Origin of the sequence: Micromonospora sp. NPDC048905, assembly GCF_040649655.1 — a bacterium.
In the GTDB taxonomy this organism is placed as follows: Bacteria; Actinomycetota; Actinomycetes; order Mycobacteriales; family Micromonosporaceae; genus Micromonospora.
Genome location: NZ_JBEZFV010000001.1, coordinates 954,422 through 975,662 on the forward strand (window position 1 = coordinate 954,422; position 21,241 = coordinate 975,662).

Genomic DNA, 21,241 nt, shown 5'->3' on the forward strand with positions numbered 1-21,241 from the left:
TGTACTAGAACAAAGGGACGCGCGCATGTATCCACCTACCGCCCGGACCACACCCCACCGCTCCCGCGACAAGATGACCTACGACCGGGCCGCCGCCCACGCGGTGCTCGACGAGGCGTACCACTGTGCGTTCGGCTTCACCGTCGACGGCCAGCCACGGGTGCTGCCCACCCTGCACGTCCGCATCGGCGACACGCTCTACCTGCACGGCTCCACCGGCAGCCGCCCGCTGCTCGCCGCCCGCGATGACGGGCTGGAGGTCTGCGTCACGGTGACCCTGCTGGACGGTCTGGTCTACGCCCGCTCCCAGTTCCACCACAGCGCCAACTACCGCTCGGTGGTCGCGCTCGGCACCGCCCGACTGGTCACCGACGAGCGGGAGAAGAGCGCCGTGCTCACCGCGCTCGTCGAGAAGGTCGGCTCGGGGCGCAGCACGGACACCCGCCCACCCAGTCGGCGTGAGCTGGCCGAGACCGCCGTGCTGGCGCTGCCGCTGCACGAGGTGTCGGTCCGCACCCGCTCCGGTGGGGTCCGCGAGGACGAGGCCGACCTGGACCTGCCGCACTGGGCCGGCGTGCTGCCGCTGCGGCTGACCGCCGGGCAACCCGAGCCGGACGCCGGGGTCACCGCACCGCTGCCGGCGTTCCTCCGCACGGTCCGCACGCCCTGGCACGACCCGGTGGCGCTGCACGGCGAGCACGTCCGGCTGGAGCCGTTGGAGTTGGCGCACGCCGACGAGTTGCACACCGCCACGGCGGACCCGGAGGTGTGGCGGCACCTCAGCGTCGCACTGCCCACCACGCCCGCCGCGACGGCCGAGGTGATCCGCACCGCCCTGGCCGCCCAGCACCGTGGCGAGCGGGTGGCCTGGGTGCAGCGGTGCGCGAGCACCGGGGCGGTGGTCGGCACCACGTCCTACTACGAGATCGACCCGCAGCGGCGATCGGTGGCGATCGGGCACACCTTCCTCGGCCGGCCCTCGTGGCGTACCGGGATCAACACCGAGGCGAAGTTGCTGCTGCTCAGCCGGGCCTTCGACGACCTGGGCGCGGTCCGGGTGGCCTGGCACACCGACATCCGCAACGTGCGCTCCCAGGAGGCCATCGAACGGCTCGGCGCGACCCGGGAAGGGGTGCTGCGGATGCACCGGCAACGCCCGGACGGCTCCTGGCGGGACACCGTGCAGTACGCGATGACCGTCGACGAGTGGCCGACGGCACAGGCACGGCTGCGCGAAAGACTTCTGCGGACGGCACCGGTGGCGTGATGATGGCGGGCGTGCTGGGGATCACCGACATCTGGACGTACGTGCTGGGCACCGTGGCCATCATCCTGCTGCCCGGGCCGAACTCGCTCTTCGTGCTCTCCACCGCGGCCAAGCGGGGCGTCGCGGTGGGCTACCGGGCCGCCGGCGGTGTGTTCGTCGGCGACGGGGTGCTGATGTTCCTCTCCGCCGCCGGGGTGGCGTCGCTGCTCAAGGCGTACCCCCCGCTGTTCCTGGTGGTCAAGTACGCCGGCGCCGCGTACCTCGGTTATGTCGGGGTGACCATGCTGCTCGGCGCCGTGCGACGCTGGCGCGACCGCAACGACCCGAGCACGCCGCGGCTCATCGACGCCGCGGAGCCGGCGGCGATGCGCAGCCCGTTCCGCAAGGCGCTGGTGATCAGTCTGCTGAACCCGAAGGCGATCCTGTTCTTCATCTCGTTCTTCATCCAGTTCGTCGACCCCGGCTACGCCTGGCCGGCGCTGTCGTTCCTGCTGCTCGGGCTGATCGCCCAGGTGACCAGCGCGCTCTACCTCACTGCGTTGATCTTCGCGGGCACCTTCCTGGCCGCCCAGTTCCGCCAACGCCGCCGCCTGGCCGCCGGCGGAACCACCGCCGTGGCAGCCCTCTTCCTGGCCTTCAGCCTCAAGCTGGCCACCGCCAGCGCCGGCTAATCCCCGCGGCAGGTCAACGCTCGTGCGAGCGTCGGTCCTTCTCCGCGCGTCGACGCTCCTGCGCGCGTCGATCATGGAGTTGTGGTGTCTCGCAAAAGGTGCAATAGCGGATATTAATCCCACCACACCTCCATGATCGACGCGGGCGGACTGATCCCTCGCGCCCTACACCCGCGATCTTGCACTTCGGTCGCTGAAATGAGCGCTTCGGGCAGAAAGTGCAAGATCGCCGAGTGGCGGCCGGGTCGGGCCGGGCGGGATTGGCTTTGCGCTGGTCAGGTGCCGTCGCCGCCGGAGCCGCCGCCTCCTACGCCTCCGCTGCCCGCCGTGCCGCCAAGGCCGTAGCCGGGCCGGATGGGCTCGTCGGGGTGGCGGCTGGTGTGGGCCGATCCCGCGATCTGCGCGGACCAGTCGGCGTGCGCGGCCGCGGCGGCGTGCCTGTTGATCGCCTGGCGGATCCAACCGTCGACGGTGGCGACCCAGTCCCGGCGGTCGGCGTCCTCGTGCCAGATCCGGAACCGGCTGATGCTCTGATGCGTGATTCCGGCCAGCGCCAGCTTGCGGTCCATCCAGAGGATCGCCTCCATGCCCGCCGAGTTGGTCACGAAGATGATCTCCAGCTCGGTGATCGGGCCCGCGTAGAGGGGCCCCACCCAGTATCCCCAGCGCTGGTGCAACGGCAGGGTGTGCTCCACACCCGGCAACCCGCCCTCCTGCAAGCCGGCCTGGCGGATCATGAAACCCAGCGTGTCCAGCGCAGCCAGCACGTGCTGCTGGGTGGGGAGCGGGTGCACGAAGACGGGCACCATCGCACCCTGGTCCAGGTCGGGGTCGAGCGACACCTCGGTCCGTAGGCCCATCCGCAGGCTCAGCAGCGGCACCCCGCCGAAGATGGTCACCGGTGTCTCCCACGGCAGCGGCAACGCGAAGTCGACCGCCCGCCGCCGGCCGGCCGGTACGACGAACCGGCCGGCGATCGGCAGTTGGTGGAACTGCATGAGGCGTCGGGCTCCAGCCGGATCATCCGGCTCGACGGTGCTGACGAGGCCGAGCCGGATGTGGCGCACCAGCACGTCGTCCGGTCCGGCGGCGAGGGTCACCCGCCCCGGCAGGCGCAGGCCCGGCCGGGTGCTCGGGTTGGGGAGCGCGGTCTGCACGGACAGCCCGGTCCCGCCGGACTCCGGAGACACTCCCGTCAGCCGCACCGCGCGCCCCCTCTCGGGACGGGGCCCCGCCGGCCCCACACCGGCGCGCCTACCCAGTCGAGGTGACCTCAAGCCCGGCCGCGTCGAACCGCGACCCGCCCACGCCGGGCAGCGACCCGGCCGCGTCGCTCGGACGCGGCCGGGTCGACGGCTCAGCGCAACCGCCGTCCGCGCGGCACCGTGTCGGTCTCGTCGTCGAACTCACCGATGACCTCCTCCAGGAGGTCCTCCAGCGCCACGAACCCGATCGGTCGGGCCGGGCCACCGCCGTTGCGCACCAACGCGAGCTGCGACTGCCGGCCCCGCATCGCCGCCACCGCCTCGGTGACCGAGGAGGTGGCGGGCAGGGTGAACGCGGGCGTCATCAGCGACCCGGCGGTGGCGACGCGGCCGGTGGTGACCACCCGTACCGCCTCCCGGACGTGCACCAGACCGCAGACGTCGCCCGCCTCGTCGAGCACCGCCAGTCGGGACCGGCCGCTGTCCCGGCTGACCTGTTCGATCCGCTCGGCCGGGTCGTCCCGACGGACGGTGACCATGGTGGCGAACGGTTCCATCACCTGCGCCACGGACGTGCCCTGCAACTCCAGCATGCTGGTCAGCAACTGGTGCTGCTCCGCGCCGAGCAGCCCGTGCTCACGGGACTGCTCCAACAGGATCCGCAGCTCGTCCGGGCCGTGCACCTGGGCGAGCTGATCCTGCTGGTTCACCCCGACCAGCCGCAGGATCGCGTTGGCCAGGGCGTTGAGGGCGGAGAGCACCGGCCGGGACACCCGGGCGAAGGCACGGAACGGCAACGCCAACAACGTCGCCGAACGCTCCGCGTCGGTGATCGCCCACGACTTGGGCGCCATCTCCCCCACCACCAGGTGCAGGAAGGTGACCACCCCGAGGGCGAAGACCAGGGCCACGAGGTGGCTGGCCGCGTCCGGCAGGCCCACCGCGTGCAGCAGCGGGCTGAGCAGGTGCTCGATCGCCGGCTCGGCCAGCGCGCCGAGACCCAGGGTGCACAACGTGATGCCGAGCTGCGCGCCGGCCAGCATCAGCGACAGCTCGCGGACACCGTCCAGCGCGGCACGTGCCGCCCGACCGCCGTTCGCCGCCGCCTGCTCCAGGCGGTAGCGCTTGCTGGCCACCAGGGCGAACTCGGCGGCCACGAAGAACCCGTTCAGCGCCAGCAGGATCACCGAACTGAACAGCGCGATCCCGGGGCTCATCGGTGCTGTCCTTCGTTCGCGACTGCGGGGCTCGCAAGCTCACTCCTCGCGCTCACGCGCTCACCCCCGGTTTGGTCAGCTGCAACCGCACCGAGTCGGCCACGTGCCGGTCCACGGCCAGCACCTCGACCAGCGCCCGGGGCTCGGCCTCGTTGTCCTCGCCGTCCGCGCCCTCGGGCAACAGGCTGATCTCCAGCCGGTCACCGACCTCCGGCACGCGGCCCAGCTCCCGCATCACCAGTCCGGACAGGGTGTCGTACTCCGGGGCCTCGGGCAGGGCGATGCCGGTGCTGTCGGCGACCTCGTCGATCCGCCAGCGCGCCGGCACCACCCAGGACCCGTCGTCCTGCCGGGCCGGTGCCCGATCCGGCGGGTCGTCCTCGTCCCGGATCGGGCCGACCAGCTCCTCGGCGATGTCCTCCAGCGTGATCACCCCGGCGAAGCCGCCGTACTCGTCGACCACGCAGGCCATCTGCCGATGCCCGGACCGCAGCCGGTCGAGCACCGTGGGCAGGGGCAACGTCTCCGGTACGAGCAGCGGAGGCACGGCCACCGCGCTCACCGGGGTGGTGGCCCGCTCCCCCGGGGGTACGCCGAGCACGTCGGCGATGCCGACGACACCGAGCAGGTCGTCGACGCCCTCCGAGCCGCGTACGGGGAAGCGGGAGTGGCCGGTGTCCAGCAGCTCGACCACGCGGCTGACCGGCTCGTGTGCCCGTACGGTGTGCACGTCGACCCGGGGCACCATGGCCTCCCCGGCGGTCAGCTCGCGGAAGTCCAGACCTCGGTCGAGCAGCGTGGACATCTCGGCGTCGAGGGAGCCCTCCTCGCGGGACTCGGCGATGATCTGTTCCAGGTCCGCCGGGGTGGCGCCGCTGGGCAGCTCCTCGATCGGCTCGATGCCGATCCGCCGCAGCAGGCGTACCGAGGCCCGGTCGAAGAGCCGGATCAGCGGCCCGGCGACGGCCAGGTAGATCAGGGTGGATCGGCTCAGCGCCCGGGCCAGTTGCACGGCCCGGGCGATGGCCAGGTTCTTCGGGGCCAGCTCACCGAGCACCATCTGTACGACGGTGGCGATGACCAGGGCCAGCGCCACTGACAGCGGGAGACGGACCGCCTCGCTGACGCCGGCCACGCCGAGCAGGTCGGCGAGGCCACCACCCAGGTACGGCTCGGCGACGTAGCCGACCAGCAGGGCGGTGACGGTGATGCCGAGTTGCGCGCCGGAGAGCATGAAGGAGAGCCGGCTGGTGACGGTCAGCGCCCGGGCGGCGGCCTGATCGCCGTCATCGGCGAGCTGGCGCAGCTTGCCCCGGTCCACGGCGACATAGCCGAACTCCTGCGCCACGAAGTATCCGGTGGCGGCAGTGAGAAGAATGATCAGAAGGAGACCAACGACGATCAACACGGGTCGCTCAGGGCTCCCGGGGTCGTCGGTACGGGGATATGCCGGGCACGACCCGGCTGGCTACTGCTGCCCTCCTGGGCAGAAGAGTCGATCATGCCGCTATTTTATCGGCGCTGGCTGGGACCGCGCTGGGGGTGGGCCGAAGGAGCGGCAACGTCCGGTTCGACAGCCGTCACGCCGGCCCCGCCGACCCGCTGCCTGGGCCGCGTTCGGCCAGCTCGTCGGCGTCGAGCAGGCTCCGGTCCAGCCGCCCCGACCGGTACGCGGCCCGCCCGATCATCTGGGCCGCGACCGGCGCGGTCGCCAACTGGAAGACCGCCACCAGCGCGACCATGCCCAGGTCCGCCGGAGACCGCAGGCGCAACGCGATGCCCACCAGCAGCAGGAGCACCCCGAGCACCTGCGGCTTCGTGGCCGCGTGCATCCGGCTCAGCGCGTCCGGGAAACGCAGCACCCCGATCGCGGCGGCCAGGCCGAGCAGGGCACCGGCCACCAGACAAGCGCCGCCGAGCCAGTCCGCGATCGTCGCGATCACTGCTGCTCCCGGACGGCGAAGCGGACAAGTGACACCGAGCCCACGAAGCCGAGCAGGGAGAGCACCACGAGCACGGGCAGCGTGGTGGCATGCCGGTTGACCGCCGCCTCGGCGCCCACCGCGCCGACCATGGTGGCGAGCAGCATGTCCGCGGCGATCACCCGGTCCACCAGCGACGGGCCACGGTACAGGCGGGCCAGCGCGAGCAGCGCGGTCACCGACAGCAGCGGGGTGAGGACGACGGCCAGGAACGTGGTCACGGACTGGTTCCCCTCTCGGATCGGTCGGTCTCGACGCGGCGCAGTTCGGCGGCGGAGCCCACCGCGCGGACGATGCGCCGTTCGACGGTGCGGGTGCGCTCGCGGGCCACGTCGAGGTCCGCCGGTCCGTGGGTGTCGAGCACGTGCAGGTAGAGCGTCCCGGAGTCCCGGTCCACCTCGAGGATCAGCGTGCCCGGCACCAACGAGACCGCCTCGGCGGTGAGCGCCAGATTGAGGTCGGTGGTGACCCGCAGCCGGACCGCGACGATCGCCCCGCGCGGCCGGTAGCCGGGCTGCACGGCGATCCGGGCGACGTGCAGGCTCGCGCTGACCAGCTCGACGACGAACCGGCCGGCGAACACCAGCAGCGCCCCGGGTCGCAGCCGGCCGCCGAAGCTGACCGCCGGCAGCGGGTAGAAGACCAGCACCGCGCCGCCCACCAGCAGGCCGCCGAGCACGTTGGCCCAGTTGACGTCCCCCCAGAGCAGGTTCCAGACCACCACCAGCCACCCGAGGGCCGCCACCTGGTCGCGCCAACGCCCGAGCCGGCCGCGTCCCACCACGGGGGGCGCGGTGGCGTCGGGAGCCGGCTCAGGGGGGCCGGTCACGGCACGCCGCCCGGCAGCACGGCATCCACGTACGGCGTACGCAGCCGCAGGTCGGCGGCCGCGTCCGTGGTGACGTCGAACAGCGGTCCGGCCAGCACGGTCAGCGCCAACCCGAGGGCGACCAGGGCGACGGTGGCCCCGACCATCAGCTTCGGCAACCGGACGGCCGGCTCGCTGGTGGCCAGTCGGGGCGAGCGCCAGAAGGCGATGTTCCACACCCGGGACGCCACGTAGAGAGTGAGCAGGCTGGTCAGCGTGCCCGCCGCGACCAGCACCCAGGGCAGCGGACCGCCGGCCGCCACCCCGGCCTGGAGCAGGCCGAGCTTGCCGAGGAAACCGGAGAACGGAGGTACCCCGGCGAGGTTCATGGCCGGGACGAAGAACAGCACCCCGAGCAGCGGCGCCACCCGGGCCAGCCCGCCGATGCGGCGGAGGTCGGTGCTGCCGGCGCGCTCCTCGACCAGCCCGGCGACGAGGAACAACGTGGTCTGGATGGTGATGTGGTGCACCACGTAGAAGATCGCGCCGGAGAGCCCGGCGGCGGTGCTCAACGCCACCCCGAAGATCATGTAGCCGATGTGGCTGACCAGGGTGAACGAGAACAGCCGCTTCAGATCGGACTGGGCCACCGCGCCGAGGATGCCGATCACCATGGTCAGCCCGGCGACGACCATCAGGAGCACGTCGGCGTGCCCACCGGGGAACAGCAACGTCTCGGTGCGGATGATCGCGTAGACGCCCACCTTGGTGAGCAGACCCGCGAAGACGGCGGTGACCGGGGCCGGCGCGGTGGGATAGCTGTCCGGCAGCCACGCCGACAACGGGAAGACCGCCGCCTTGATCGCAAAGGCCAGGAGCAACATCAGCTCCAGGGCCAGTCGGACACCGTCGGGCAGGTCGTCGAGGCGCTGGGCGAGTTGGGCCAGGTTGAGCGTGCCGGTGGCCGCGTACACCAGACCCACACCGGTCAGGAAGATCATCGAGGAGAGGATGCTGACCACCACGTACGTCGACCCGGTCCGGATCCGGGTCTCGCTGCCCCCCAGGGTGATCAGCACGAAACTCGCGGCCAACAGGATCTCGAAGCCGACGAAGAGGTTGAACAGGTCGCCGGCCAGGAACGCGTTGGTGACGCCCGCGGTGAGCACCAGGTACGTCGGGTGGAAGATCTCCACGGGGCTGGACTCGCTGCTCTCGCTGCGACCCTGGCCGATCGAGTACAGCAGCACGCAGAGGGTCACCGCCGACGAGACCACCACCATCAGCGCGGCGAGTTGGTCGGCGACCAGCACGATGCCGACCGGCGCAGGCCACCCACCGACCGCCACCACCACCGGCCCGTGCCGGTACGCCTGCACGAGCAGCAACAGCGCCACGACGAGCGTGCCACCCAGACAGGACACGCTTATCGAGCGCTGGAGTCGGGGCTTACCGGCCAGCAGCAGCGTCAGCGCCGCGCCGAGCAGCGGCACCACCACCGGCAGCGGCACCAGCGCGCTCATCACGACTCGTGCCCGCGGCGGAGCCGGCGGCGGGCGGGTTCGGGATCGACCTGCTCCGGGTCGCCGTTCGGGCCCTCCCCGCCGTGGTCGACAGCGCCGACCTCGTTCCGCACCGCCCGACGGATGATCTGCCGGTCCTCCAGGTCGTCGGGCACCTCGTCGTCGCCGGTCAGATACCAACTGCGGTACGCCACCGCGAGCAGGAACGCGCTGAACCCGAAGGTGATCACGATGGCGGTCAACACCATCGCCTGCGGCAGCGGATCACTCATCCGCTCCTTCGCACCGGTGCCGACGATCGGCGCCCCACCCGGACGCCCACCCAGCAGGATCAACAGATTCACCCCGTTGCCGAGCAGGATCACCCCGAGCAGAATCCGGGTCAGGGTGCGCTCCAGCAGCAGGATCACCCCGCAACCGACGAGCACCGCGACAGCCAGCACCAACACCAGCGTCGGTCCCGCTTCGCTCGCCGTCATGGTTTCGCCCTTGTTCGCGACTGCGGGGCGCGCAACCCCGGCGCACTCCTCGCGCTCATGCCCGCTCACCCTTGTCGACGGCCAGGCCGCCGGTGGCCGTTCCGGTGGCCTCGATGTGTCGGTCCACCTCGGCGCCGAGGCTGCGCAGGACGTCCAGCACCAGCCCGATCACGACCAGGTACACGCCGATGTCGAAGAAGAGCGACGTGACCAGATGGGCGTCACCGATCAACGGCAGCGACCCGTCGACCTTGGCGCTCTCCAGCACCGATCCGCCGACCAGCAGCGCCACCACACCGCTGCCCACCGACATCGCCAGTCCGGCGCCGAGGATCGCACCGGCGCCGATCGGGGCGGCCTCGGTCAACTCGTACCGACCCCCGGCCAGATAGCGGACCACCAGGGCGAGACCCGCCACCAGACCGCCGGCGAAGCCACCGCCCGGCGCGTTGTGCCCGGAGAAGAGCAGGAACAGGGAGAACAGCACCACGGTGTGGAAGATCAGCCGGATGACCACCTCCAACACGATCGAGCGGCGCTCCTCGTAGAGGGTGGGACCGCCGCGCAGCCACACCGGGCGGCCGGGCTCGTCGGTCCGCTGGTCCGAGTCCGGCCGGCGCGGTCGCGGCCCGGTCCGGGACCGCTCGAAGATCAGGCTGGCCACCCCGGTCGCGGCCACCACCAGCACCGCCAGCTCGCCCATGGTGTCCCAGGCCCGGATGTCGACGAGTGTCACGTTCACCACGTTGCGGCCGTACCCCTCGGCCACCGCCAGATCCGGGAAGGCGGCGGAGATGTCCGGGGCCCGGCGGGCCGCGGCGGCGGTGAGGGCCAGCCCGGCGGCCACCACACCCACCGCCACCCCGATCGCCCGACGGACCCAGCGGGTACGCCGCAGCGGGCGGGCCGAGAACCGCTGCGGCAGGCGACGCAGCACCAGCACGAAGACCGCGATCGTCGCGGTCTCCACCAGGAACTGGGTGAGCGCCAGGTCGGGTGCGCCGTGCAGGACGAAGAGCATCGCGGTGCCGTAGCCGGTCATGCCCACCAGCAGCATGGCGGTCAGGCGACGGCGGGCGCCGACCGCCAGCACCGCGGCGACCGCGATCACCACCACGACCACCGGTTGGAGCAGGTTGTCCCAGAGCGGGATCCGGGCCCGCCACGGGCCGGCGGAGAGCATCGCCGCACCGGGCACCAGCACCAACGTGACCAGGATGATGCCGAGATACTGCGGCAGCGAGCCGCGCTGGGTCGCGCCGGTGACCTCGATGGCCAACCGGTCGAACCGGCCCACGACCCACTCGTACCCCTGGTTGCCGCCCACCGGCGAACGCAGCCGGGCCAGCACCGGGGCGACCGGCGCCCGCACGGCGAAGAGCAGGCCACCGCCGGCGAGAGCCAGCACGGACAGGCCGAGAGCCGGGGTCGGCCCGGACCAGAGCGCCAGGTGCGCGTCGACCCCACCGAGCAGATCGGCGTACGGGCGCAGCACGTCGTCCAGCACGCTCGCGGCCGGGCCGGCGAGCAGCCCGACCCCGGCGAGCACCGCTGGCGGGAGCAGCAGCGACGCGGCGATCGGGCCGGGCCGGGCCGGTGCCACCCCCGGGCGGTCGGCGAACGCGCCCCAGAGGAAGCGGGCGCTGTACGCGACCGTGAGCACCGTCCCGGCGACCAGGCCGGTGAGGAGCACGGGTTGGTCGGTGAACGCCCCGAACACCGCCTCCTTCGCGACGAAGCCGACGAACGGCGGCACACCGGCCATCGACGCCGCGGCCAGCACCGCGACCACGAACAGCGGCCGGGACCAGCGCCGCAGCCCGGACAGCTCCCGCAGGTCACGGGTGCCGGCGCCGTGATCGATGATGCCGACGACCAGGAACAACGCCGCCTTGAACAGCGCGTGCGCCAGCAGCATCGCCGTGCCGGCCAGGGCGGCGTCCGGGGTGCCCGAGCCGGTCACCGCGACCAGCAGACCGAGTTGGCTGACCGTCCCGTACGCCAGCAACAGCTTCAGGTCGGTCTGCCGCAGCGCGGCCCAGCCGCCGAGCAGCATGGTGGCCACGCCGGCGATCTGCACCACCGGCCGCCACGGCCCGACCGTGGCGAGCACCGGCGCGAGCAGCCCGACCAGGTAGACGCCGGCCTTGACCATGGCGGCGGCGTGCAGGTACGCGCTGACCGGAGTGGGCGCCGCCATCGCGACCGGTAGCCAGGAGCTGAACGGCAGCACCGCCGACTTGGACAGCGCGCCGGCCAGGATCAGCAACACGGCGACCACCAGGTACCCGCCGCCGGGTGGTGGCTGGGCGGCGATCTCCGACCACCGGTAGGTGCCGGCGTGCACGCCCAGCATGATGAACCCGACGAGCATGGCGAGCCCGCCCAGCGTGGTGACTGTCAACGCCTGCGCCGCCGCCCACCGGCTGGACCGCCGCTCGGTGCTGTGCCCGATCAGCAGGTACGAGAAGATCGTGGTGAGTTCCCAGCCGACGTAGAGCAGCAGCAGGTCGTCGGCGAAGACCAGGACGAGCATCGCGCCGGCGAAGGCGACCAGGACCCCGACGTACCGTGCCAGGCCGCTCGATCCGGCGTTGAAGTAGCGGGCGCTGTAGACCAGCACCAGCGCGCCGACGCCCCCGATCAGCAGCGTCATCAGCCAGGAGAGCGTGCTGAGCCGGAACGCGATGTCGAGGCCCAACTGCGGGATCCACCGGTACGTCTCGACCACCGCCCCGCCGTCGCCGACGGCCGGGGTGCGGGCCAGCGCCCAGCAGAAGGCGGCAGCCGGTACCAGCGCCAGCGGGTAGCACGCGCGGGATCCCCACCGCCGGACGAGCAGGGGCGCGACGAGGGCCGCCACGAGGTGGAGGACGAGCAGTACCAGCACCTGCGCTCCCGATCCAGGTGGCCGGCGCTCGTGCAGCGGCGGCCCCTAGCAGCGATCAGACGCCAGTTTGTCGCTCACCGGGCGGTTTTGCCGGAATCCCCCCGCAGATCGCGGGTTCCCTCCACCCCGCCGATCATGGAGTTGTGCTGCCGGTTTTGCCCCACGACACGAGTTTTGTCACCCACCACAACTGCATGATCGACCCGGGGTGGGGGTGGGGTGGGGTGGGTTAGTGGAGGAGGGTTTGGGGGTGGGGGTGGGGGTGGGGGGCTTCGGGGGTGGGGTGGTCTTGGCGCAGCTCGGTCAGCAGGTCGGTGCGGCCGAGTTGGCGTGCCACCCGGTCGACCACCCGTTCCGCGGCGGCCAGTGACCGCACCGAGAGCAACCGACCACGGCTCTCCCGGCGGAGCACGAAGTAGTGGACGGCGGCGCGGACCTGGCCACGATCGGCGGCGCTGGCCTGGGCGGTGCACAGGACCAGCTCCCGGAGGCAGCGGGCGAGGCGTTCGGCGAGCTCGAACTCGGGGCCGTGCAGGCCGCCACGGAGGGCTGCGAGGTGGCTGTCGACCTTGCGAATCAGCACGTCGGTGCCCGGTTCGACGGTGTGCTGCTCGCCGGCCATCAAATCCCCTCACCCCGGTTCGCGTTGGCAGTGAAGTTACTTTATGTTGCTCCTTAGAAGCAAGCAGTTAAGTGAGACTTAACGCATTAAGCGCACGTTCCATGCTTTTTTGCTTTGTCCGGCGCATTCCACCGGCGGTCGGTCGTCGTTGTCGTACCGGCGGGGCAGGATGGACCGGTGACCGGGGCAGACGCAGACGCCGGCGCGGTGCTCGCCGACTTCGGCCCGGCCACCCGTGCCTGGTTCGAGGCCGCCTTCGCCGCCCCCACCGCCGCGCAGACCGGCGCCTGGCGGTCGGTCGCCGCCGGCCGCAGCGCCCTCGTGGTCGCACCCACCGGCTCCGGCAAGACGCTCGCGGCCTTCCTCTGGTCACTGGACCGGCTCGCCCGCGAGCCCGCACCGGCCGAGGCCCGACAACGGTGCCGGGTGCTCTACGTCAGTCCGCTCAAGGCCCTCGCCGTCGACGTGGAACGCAACCTGCGCGCCCCACTGGCCGGCATCCGGCAGGCAGCCACCCGGTTGGGCGTCGCACCACCGGACATCACCGTCGGCATGCGCACCGGCGACACCCCGGCCGACGAGCGACGTGCCTTCGCCCGCACCCCACCGGACATCCTCATCACCACGCCCGAGTCGCTGTTCCTGCTGCTCACGTCCGCGGCTCGCGACTCGCTGCGCGGCGTCCAGACGGTGATCGTCGACGAGGTGCACGCGGTGGCCGGCAGCAAACGAGGCGCCCACCTCGCCCTCTCCCTCGAACGCCTCGACGAACTGCTGCCCGCCCCGGCGCAGCGCATCGGCCTCTCGGCCACCGTCCGGCCGATCGACGCCTGCGCGCAGTTCCTCGGCGGCGCCCGCCCGGTCGACGTCGTGCAGCCGGCCACACCGAAGACCATCGAGGTCAGCGTCCAGGTCCCGGTGGAGGACATGACCCGCCTGGACGAGCAGGAGCAGCCACCGGAGGACGACCTGGGCGGCCCCGGGCCACGCCGCGCCTCGATCTGGCCGGCCGTGGAGGAGCGGGTCTTCACCCTCATCGGGCAGCACCGCTCCACGATCGTCTTCACCAACTCCCGCCGCAGTGCCGAGCGCCTCTGTGCCCGCCTCAACGAACTTGCCGCCGAAGCGGTGGCCGCATCCGCGCCCGGCGACGGCGCGATCGTCGTACCCGAGGGGTTGTCGGCGGGCGACGGCCCGGCGGGCGACGGCGGCCCGGTGCCCGGCGCGGAACGGTGGGGTGGCCCCGCCGGCCCGTTGCGCAACCGGCCGCCGGCCGAGGTGATGGCCCAGTCCGGTGCGGCGACCGGCGCGGCGCCGGTGATCGCCCGCGCCCACCACGGCAGCGTCTCCCGGGAGGAGCGCAAGCACATCGAGGAGGCGCTCAAGTCCGGCCAGCTCCCGGCGGTGGTGGCCACCTCCAGCCTGGAGCTGGGCATCGACATGGGCGCGGTCGACCTGGTGGTGCAGATCGAGGCTCCACCGAGCGTGGCCGCCGGGCTGCAACGGGTCGGCCGGGCCGGGCACCAGGTGGGAGCGGTCTCCCGGGGCGTGGTCTTCCCCAAGCACCGGGGCGACCTGCTCTCCTGCGCGGTGGTCGCCGAACGGATGACCGCCGGCGCGATCGAGGAGCTGCACTACCCCCGCAACCCGCTGGACGTGCTGGCCCAGCAGATCGTCGCGATGGTGGCACTGGAGCCGTGGCCGCTCGGCGACCTGGCCGTGCTGGTCCGCCGGGCCGCGCCCTTCGCCGAGCTGCCCGACTCCGCGCTGCACGCCGTGCTCGACATGCTCTCCGGCCGCTACCCGTCCACCGCGTTCGCCGAGCTACGCCCCCGACTGGTCTGGGACCGGGCCACCGACCTGCTCACCGGCCGTCCCGGCGCGCAGCGACTGGCGGTGACCAGCGGCGGCACCATCCCGGACCGCGGGCTGTTCGGGGTCTTCCTGGCCGGCGCCGAACGGGCCGCCCGGGTCGGCGAGCTGGACGAGGAGATGGTCTACGAGTCCCGGGTCGGCGATGTCTTCCTGCTCGGCTCGTCCTCCTGGCGCATCGAGGAGATCACCCCCGACCGGGTGCTGGTCTCGCCCGCTCCGGGGCAGGCCGCGCGGATGCCGTTCTGGAAGGGCGACCAGCTCGGCCGCCCGGTGGAGCTGGGTCGGGCCATCGGCGCCCGGGTGCGCACCCTGCTGCGCCAGACCGACGAGGCGGCGCTGGCCGCGTTGCGGGACGGCGGGCTGGACGACTGGGCCGCCGGCAACCTGATGGCCTACCTGCGCGAGCAGCGGGAGGCCACTCGCTCGCTGCCCGACGACCGTACGGTCGTGGTCGAGCGGTTCCGCGACGAGTTGGGCGACTGGCGGCTGGCCGTGCACAGCGTCCTCGGCGCCCGGGTCAACGGGCCGTGGGCCCTCGCGGTGGGCCGCCGGCTGGCCGAGCGGTACGGGGTGGACGCCCAGGTGATGCCCTCCGACGACGGCATCGTGGTGCGACTTCCGGACACCGCCGACGAGCCGCCCGGCGCCGACGTGGTGGTCTTCGAGCCGGACGAGATCACCCAGCTCGTGGAGGAGTCCGTCGGCACCTCCGCGCTCTTCGCCGCCCGTTTCCGCGAGTGCGCCGCCCGGTCGCTGCTGCTGCCCCGCCGCGACCCGCGTCGCCGCCAACCGCTGTGGCAGCAGCGGCAGCGCGCCGCGCAACTGCTCGACGTCGCCCGCGAGTACGCGGACTTCCCGGTCACCCTGGAAGCTGCCCGGGAGTGCCTCCAGGACGTCTTCGACCAGCCGGCGCTGGCCGGGCTGATGCGCGACCTGGCCACCCGCAAGGTGCGGCTGGTCGAGGTCGAGACCAGCGCGCCGTCGCCGTTCGCCCGGTCGCTGCTCTTCGGCTACGTCGGCGCGTTCCTCTACGAGGGCGACGCCCCCCTCGCCGAGCGCCGCGCCGCCGCGCTCGCCCTGGACTCCACCCTGCTCGGCGAGCTGCTCGGCCGGGTCGACCTGCGCGAGTTGCTCGACCCCGCCGTGCTCACCGAGACCGACCGGCAGCTGCGGTGGCTGACCGAGCAGCGCCGCCCCCGTGACGCCGAGGACGTGGTCGAGTTGCTGCGGGTGCTCGGTGACCTGAGCGACGCCGAGCTGACCGAGCGGGGCGTGCCGGAGACCTGGCTGACCGAGTTGGAGGCCACCCGCCGGGTGCTGCGGGTCCGGATCGCCGGCGAGCAGCGCTGGGTGGGTGTCGAGGACGCCGCTCGGCTGCGCGACGCCCTCGGCGTGGCGTTGCCGGTCGGGGTGGCCGAGGCGTACCTCGCCCCGGTGGCCGATCCGCTCGGTGACCTGGTGGCCCGGTACGCCCGCACCCACGGGCCGTTCGCCGCGGCCAGTTGCGCGGCACGCTTCGGGCTGGGTGTGTTCGTCGTCGAGCAGACGCTACGTCGGCTCGGTGCCACCGGGCGGGTGGTCTCCGGGGAGTTCACCCCGGATTCGGCGGGTGCCCAGTGGTGCGACGCCGAGGTGCTGCGGATGCTGCGCCGCCGCTCGCTCGCGGCGCTGCGCCGGGAGATCGAGCCGGTGCCGCCCCGGGCGCTCGCCACGTTCCTGCCCCGCTGGCAGCAGGTCGGCTCGTCCGCCCGCGGGGTGGAGGCGCTCGCCGCGACGGTGGAGCAGTTGCAGGGCGCGGCGGTGCCGGCATCCGCACTGGAACGGTTGGTGCTGCCCGCCCGGGTCGCCGACTACTCCCCCGCCCAGCTCGACGAGCTGTGCGCCAGCGGGGAGGTGCTCTGGGCCGGGTCGGGCGCGATCTCCGGGGGCGACGGCTGGGTCACCCTGGCGTACGCGGATGCCGCACCGTTGCTGCTCCCGCCACCCGACGAGGCGCTGACGCGTACGCCGCTGCACGACGCGGTGCTCGACGCGCTCGGCGACGGGCAGGCGCTCTTCTTCCGCCCGCTGGCCGACCGCGTCGGTTCGACCGACGACGCCGCCCTGACCACCGTGATCTGGGATCTGGTCTGGGCCGGGCACCTCACCAACGACACCCTCGCCCCGCTGCGCGCGGTGCTCGGCGCGGGCGGCGCGCACCGCTCCAAGCCGTCCGCGCCGCGTACCCGCTACCGGCGGCCCGGCCGGGTGGCGCTGCCCACCCGGGGTGGCCCGCCGACGGTCGCCGGTCGCTGGTCCCGCCTCCCGGAGCGGGACGTCGACCCGACCCGGCGCGCCGCCGCCCTCGCCGACGTCCTGTTGGAACGGCACGGGGTGGTCACCCGCGGCGCGGTGATGGCCGAGCAGGTGGTCGGGGGGTTCTCGGCGGTCTACCCGGTGCTGTCGGCCCTGGAGGAGCGCGGCGCGGCCCGCCGTGGTTACTTCGTCGAAGGGCTGGGTGCGGCGCAGTTCGCGGTACCCGGTGCGGTGGACCGGCTGCGCGCACTGGCCGAGCCGATGGACGGCACCCGGGGGCGGGGCGCACCGGCGACCGTCCTCGCCGCCACCGACCCGGCCAACCCGTACGGCGGGGCGCTGCCCTGGCCGGAACGCGTGGTCGACTCCGGCGACGGGGCTGCCCCGGCGACCGGGCACCGGGCCGGCCGCAAGGCCGGCGCGCTGGTGGTGCAGGTCGGCGGTGACCTGGTGCTGTACGTGGAGCGCGGCGGTCGGACGCTGCTGTCCTTCAGCGACGACACCGAAACGCTCGCGGTGGCCGGCAAGGCGCTCGCCGACGCCGTGCACTCCGGGGCGTTGGGCGCGCTGTCGGTGGAGCGGGCCGACGGCGAGGCGGTGCACTCCTCGCCGCTGCGCGACGCGCTCACCGCCGCCGGCTTCCGGGCCACTCCTCGCGGCCTGCGCCTGCGCGGCTGACCCGCCCCGGGTCGTCGAGCCCCGGCCCGGTGCTCAGCGCAGGCCGTTGAGCACCTTCTCGTAGCGCGGGCGCTCGCCCACCGGCGTCTTCGCCTCGAGGTAGTTGAGCACCACCGCGCCACGCCGGTACGACTGGCCGCCCCAGGTCTCCGCGATGTCGCCGGCGCTGGTCTCGTCCGGGAAGACGTACACGGTGACGGTGTCGGTGGCGATCAGCTCGGAACAACCCAGGCCGAGCCCGTCCGGTCCACAGTCGACCGAGCGGTCCAACGGGCGCGGCACCGGCAGGCCGGCGGCCCGGAACGCTTCGACGATCTGCTTCGCTCCGGGCGCTCCGTCCGGGCGTTTGGGCAGCACCACCGGCGGTGGACTGGCCGGCCGGCGCTGCGTCGGCCCCTGCGGGGCAACGGAGGGTGGGGTCGGCGGGGGTGGCGCGCCGCCGGTGCGGGACGGGGCCAACGAGGACGTCGGCGCGCTCGACGGAACGGCTGCCGTCGAACCCAGGTCGGACGAGCCGGGCGACGCGGGCGAGGCGGGCGAGGCGGTGGGGGGCGCGCTCGACGGGTCGGCGTCGTCGCCGCCGCAGCCGGCGGTGAGGGCGACGGCCACCAGCAGCACCGCGACGGCAGGCAGGCTCCGATGTGTCACCAGGGCAGTCTCCCCCGGCACCACCACAGCGCGGGAGTGGCCGGTCGGCCACCGCGCTGTCCCATATCCGCCACCCACGTCGGCCACCCGTCGGCCGGTACGCTCCGGGGCCGACGAGCGGACGCGACGACGGGCGGAGGCGGAACATGGAAGGGTTCGAGGTGCGAACGGCGCGACCTGCCGAGCGGGCCGCCATCGACGCGCTGCACGAGCGCGAGTGGGGTGGCCCGTACGTGGTCGCCCACGACACCCGGCACGACGTGCGTACCCTGCCGACGCTTGTGGCTGTCGACGGCGCGGCGGTGCTCGGCGCGCTGACCTACCGCGTCGACGAGGACGCCCTGGAGGTGGTCACCCTCGTCGCGGCCGTGCCCGGCCGGGGCGTCGGCACGGCCCTGCTGTCGGCGGCGACGTCGATCGCGGCCGAGACCGGGCTGGCCCGGGTGTGGCTGATCACCTCGAACGACAACCTGCGGGCATTGCGGTTCTACCAGCGGCGCGGCATGCGGCTGGTCCACGTCGACCGGGGAGCGGTGGACCGCGCCCGTCAGCTCAAGCCGGAGATCCCGCTGGTGGGCGAGGACGGCATACCCCTGCACGACGAGCTGGTCCTGGAACGGCGTACCGCCGCCGGGGGTTAGCCTGCGGGCATGTCCGCAACGCCCTGGATCTCGCTGACCACCGACTACGGCCTCACCGACGGCTTCGTGGCCGCCTGCCACGGGGTGATCGCCCGGCTCGCGCCGGCCGTCCGGGTCATCGACGTGACCCACCTGGTGCCACCGGCGGACGTACGACGGGGCGCCGCGGTCCTGGCGCAGACGGTGCCGCACCTGCCCGTGGGTGTGCACGTGGCGGTGGTCGACCCGGGGGTGGGTACCGCCCGACGGGGCGTCGCGTTGGCCACCCCGGGTGGGCTGCTGGTCGGTCCGGACAACGGGCTGCTGCCGGACGCCGCCGCCGCTCTCGGCGGGGTGACCGCCGCGGTGCGGCTGATCGAGCCGAGTTGGCTGGCCGATCGGGTGTCCGGCACGTTCCACGGGCGCGACGTCTTCGCGCCCGTGGCGGCCCGGCTGGCGCTCGGCGCGCCCCTGGCCGAGGCGGGGCCGCCGGTCGACCCGGCGGGCCTGGTCCGGCTGCCGACGCCGACGCTGACCTCCGACGACGAGGGCTTCACCGCCGAGGTGCGAACAGTGGACCATTTCGGAAATGTCCAGTTGGTCGCTCCGGCGCACCTGCTCGACGGACTTCCGGCCACCCTGCGGGTCGGGCCGCCCGGCGCGGAGCCGGCCCGACCGGCCGTCCGGGGACGGACGTTCGGGGATGCCCCGGCGAATGGCCTGGTGGTGTACGTCGACTCGGCCGAACTGGTCGCGGTCGCGGTGAACCGTGGGCGGGCGGTGGACCTCCTCCGGGTTGCCCCGGGTGACGTCCTGCGGGTTTCCCGCTGATATTCGACTGTGGAATGCTGCCCCGGTGGGTGAACAAGTGGTTCCCGTGGGCTGTCCCTGCTGTGCATCCCGGACCGGTGGGGGGACCTGCCCGGTCTGCTTCTGGACCGACGACGGCCAGACCGACGCCGACGCCGACGCGGTCCGCGGCGGCCCCAACGGTGACCTGAGCCTCTCGCACGCTCGACTCAACTACGCCGTCTACGGTGCCAGCCACCCGCGCTACCAGGACATGGTGCGCCCGGCCCGCCCCGACGAGCGCCCCTGATCGACGCCCGTCGGGCAAGCACGGGTCAGCAGACCGGCACAGCACCTCCGTAGACGACCGAGATGTAGGCGTGGCTGACGTACTGGCCGGTGGCCAGCCGGTTCCACCGGGTGGTGGTGCGGTAGGGCCCCGCCACCGACTGTCCGGTCACGTAGCACTCGATCGGCACGGTGGCGAACCGGGCGGCGAGGCCACGCGCCGGAGACGAGGTGGTGGCCCCGCTGCGGATGTTGAGCGGCCCGTCACCGACCACGCCGCGCGGCCCACCACCGGTCCACAGGTAGGCGACGTCCACCCAGGCGTTGGTGGTCAACTGGAGGCCGTCCCAGAAGGTGCCGTCGGCCAGGTCGATGGCGGCAGGGTTGAGCACGGTCCGACCGAACTGGTCCCGACCGCCGTTGTAGCCGGACTGGTAGGCCGCCTGCGCCTCGGGCCGACCCTGCCCCAGGTCCTTCCAGTTCTCCCGCACCGCCGACGGGTTCCAGTAGTCGTCGCGGGTGTTCCACGGCCCGACGTCCCAGACCGGGGCGTACTCGCAGCGGGAGCCGCTGGTGGTGCAGACCCGGACGGTGTAGTCGCCGGAGTTGAGCGGGGCCAGGCTGCGCCGCGACGGTAGCGCCACGAAGTGGTCCCGGGGCTGCACGGTGCGACCGTTGGCGGTCTGCTCGCCGACCAGGCCGATCCGGGTGGCGAACACCCGGTAGGTGATGCCCGGCGTGGTCGCGGAGACGGCGGCGGTCGTGTCGGCGGTGAGCTGGACGCCGCGTACCGTCGCGGTGGCGCCACCGGCGGTGGCGGTGAGCACGACCCTGCTCTGCACCCGGCTCACCGGGCTGTCGAAGACGGCGCCGGCGGTGGCGGTCCGCCACTCGGTCCAGCCACTGGCCCGCCAACCTCGGACCTGGGCCTCGACGGTGGCGCCCGCCGGTGTCTGGGCACTGACCTGGGCGCGGACCCGGGTGGCCGGCCGCTTGAGGGTCCGGGGAGCGCTCAGCAGCATCCCCTCGGCGACAGCGCTGCGCGGGCTGCGTCCGGCGGGCCGGGCTTCGCGCAGGCGCAGCCCGGCGGCGGTGCGCCGGACGTTGACGTCGTCCCGGTCGACGACGGACAGGTCGGCGTTCCACAGTTCGCCGCCAGGTGCGGCGGCGGTGAAGGTGAGCGGGCTTCCGGCGGCGGGAACCTGGCTGGTGGCGGGTAGGAGGGTGGCGGTGAGGGCGAGGGTGAGGGGGACGACGAGGGCGAGGGACCGAGTACGACAATGCAGCCTGGACATAGGCATTCTCCTCAGAACTCCTTGACCCTCGCATGTCGGGAGATCATGAGGAACCTGTGTACAAATAGCGACACATGCGAATTCTGCTC

At 73.1% G+C, this 21,241-nt stretch carries 18 protein-coding genes; 6 read left to right on the top strand and 12 right to left on the bottom strand.

The window, feature by feature from the left end; genetic code table 11:
• The first annotated feature begins 25 nt into the window (after positions 1–25).
• Together AB0C01_RS04490 and leuE are read left to right on the top strand one after the other, a co-directional pair.
• Positions 26–1,267 carry a bifunctional pyridoxamine 5'-phosphate oxidase family protein/GNAT family N-acetyltransferase gene (locus tag AB0C01_RS04490; RefSeq protein ID WP_357570211.1) on the top strand — a complete coding sequence of 414 codons (1,242 nt, stop codon included), beginning with the start codon at positions 26–28 and terminating at the stop codon, positions 1,265–1,267.
• Entirely contained in the window at positions 1,267–1,938 is a 672-nt protein-coding gene (gene leuE / locus AB0C01_RS04495; protein WP_357247424.1) for a leucine efflux protein LeuE, read from the top strand. The genes AB0C01_RS04490 and leuE overlap by 1 nt, the downstream gene beginning before the upstream one ends.
• Before the next feature lie 275 nt (positions 1,939–2,213).
• Here the strand turns inward: leuE and AB0C01_RS04500 are convergent, their stop codons facing one another.
• From AB0C01_RS04500 to AB0C01_RS04545, 10 genes are all read right to left on the bottom strand, one after another.
• Positions 2,214–3,143: a sporulation protein gene (locus tag AB0C01_RS04500; RefSeq protein WP_357570212.1), complete on the bottom strand. Its 930-nt coding sequence runs from the start codon at positions 3,141–3,143 to the stop codon at positions 2,214–2,216.
• 152 nt (positions 3,144–3,295) lie between these two features.
• A complete protein-coding gene (locus AB0C01_RS04505) occupies positions 3,296–4,360 on the bottom strand; it encodes a hemolysin family protein (RefSeq protein WP_357570213.1) in 1,065 nt (354 codons plus the stop codon).
• 52 nt (positions 4,361–4,412) lie between these two features.
• The gene (locus tag AB0C01_RS04510) at positions 4,413–5,768 is read right to left on the bottom strand and encodes a hemolysin family protein (protein ID WP_357570214.1); all 1,356 of its coding nucleotides are present in this window, start codon (positions 5,766–5,768) and stop codon (positions 4,413–4,415) included.
• Positions 5,769–5,940: 172 nt separating this feature from the next.
• Complete coding sequence (gene mnhG, locus AB0C01_RS04515; protein WP_357248048.1) at positions 5,941–6,300, bottom strand: monovalent cation/H(+) antiporter subunit G; 360 nt, start codon at positions 6,298–6,300, stop codon at positions 5,941–5,943.
• Positions 6,300–6,563 (bottom strand): monovalent cation/H+ antiporter complex subunit F, encoded by a 264-nt coding sequence (locus AB0C01_RS04520; RefSeq protein WP_357247414.1) that lies wholly within the window; start codon positions 6,561–6,563, stop codon positions 6,300–6,302. The genes mnhG and AB0C01_RS04520 overlap by 1 nt, the downstream gene beginning before the upstream one ends.
• Positions 6,560–7,171, bottom strand: a complete 612-nt coding sequence (locus AB0C01_RS04525; protein ID WP_357570215.1) for a Na+/H+ antiporter subunit E — start codon at positions 7,169–7,171, stop codon at positions 6,560–6,562. The genes AB0C01_RS04520 and AB0C01_RS04525 overlap by 4 nt, the downstream gene beginning before the upstream one ends.
• Complete coding sequence (locus tag AB0C01_RS04530; protein ID WP_357247409.1) at positions 7,168–8,673, bottom strand: Na+/H+ antiporter subunit D; 1,506 nt, start codon at positions 8,671–8,673, stop codon at positions 7,168–7,170. Before AB0C01_RS04530 ends, AB0C01_RS04525 begins: the two co-directional genes overlap by 4 nt.
• Positions 8,673–9,152: a Na(+)/H(+) antiporter subunit C gene (locus AB0C01_RS04535; protein WP_357247406.1), complete on the bottom strand. Its 480-nt coding sequence runs from the start codon at positions 9,150–9,152 to the stop codon at positions 8,673–8,675. The genes AB0C01_RS04530 and AB0C01_RS04535 overlap by 1 nt, the downstream gene beginning before the upstream one ends.
• 55 nt (positions 9,153–9,207) lie before the next feature.
• Positions 9,208–12,042, bottom strand: coding sequence for a Na+/H+ antiporter subunit A (locus AB0C01_RS04540; RefSeq protein ID WP_357247403.1), 2,835 nt, complete (start codon positions 12,040–12,042; stop codon positions 9,208–9,210).
• A gap of 229 nt (positions 12,043–12,271) precedes the next feature.
• Positions 12,272–12,664: a hypothetical protein gene (locus AB0C01_RS04545; protein ID WP_357247400.1), complete on the bottom strand. Its 393-nt coding sequence runs from the start codon at positions 12,662–12,664 to the stop codon at positions 12,272–12,274.
• A 177-nt stretch (positions 12,665–12,841) separates the two neighbouring features.
• On the opposite strand from AB0C01_RS04545, the gene AB0C01_RS04550 reads away from it, so the two are divergent.
• Positions 12,842–17,512 (top strand): DEAD/DEAH box helicase, encoded by a 4,671-nt coding sequence (locus AB0C01_RS04550; protein WP_357247397.1) that lies wholly within the window; start codon positions 12,842–12,844, stop codon positions 17,510–17,512.
• A 33-nt stretch (positions 17,513–17,545) separates the two neighbouring features.
• Here the strand turns inward: AB0C01_RS04550 and AB0C01_RS04555 are convergent, their stop codons facing one another.
• Entirely contained in the window at positions 17,546–18,160 is a 615-nt protein-coding gene (locus AB0C01_RS04555; protein WP_357247394.1) for a hypothetical protein, read from the bottom strand.
• A gap of 146 nt (positions 18,161–18,306) precedes the next feature.
• On the opposite strand from AB0C01_RS04555, the gene AB0C01_RS04560 reads away from it, so the two are divergent.
• From AB0C01_RS04560 to AB0C01_RS04570, 3 genes are read left to right on the top strand one after another with little or no spacing between them, the layout of a single operon-like run.
• Positions 18,307–18,801 carry a GNAT family N-acetyltransferase gene (locus AB0C01_RS04560; RefSeq protein ID WP_357247391.1) on the top strand — a complete coding sequence of 165 codons (495 nt, stop codon included), beginning with the start codon at positions 18,307–18,309 and terminating at the stop codon, positions 18,799–18,801.
• A 9-nt stretch (positions 18,802–18,810) separates the two neighbouring features.
• Positions 18,811–19,611, top strand: a complete 801-nt coding sequence (locus AB0C01_RS04565) for an SAM-dependent chlorinase/fluorinase (protein WP_357570216.1) — start codon at positions 18,811–18,813, stop codon at positions 19,609–19,611.
• 25 nt (positions 19,612–19,636) lie between these two features.
• Complete coding sequence (locus AB0C01_RS04570) at positions 19,637–19,879, top strand: CPCC family cysteine-rich protein (protein WP_110566168.1); 243 nt, start codon at positions 19,637–19,639, stop codon at positions 19,877–19,879.
• Positions 19,880–19,904: 25 nt separating this feature from the next.
• On the opposite strand, the gene AB0C01_RS04575 is transcribed toward AB0C01_RS04570, so the two are convergent.
• Complete coding sequence (locus tag AB0C01_RS04575) at positions 19,905–21,152, bottom strand: hypothetical protein (protein WP_357247385.1); 1,248 nt, start codon at positions 21,150–21,152, stop codon at positions 19,905–19,907.
• Between the last annotated feature and the right edge of the window lie 89 nt (positions 21,153–21,241).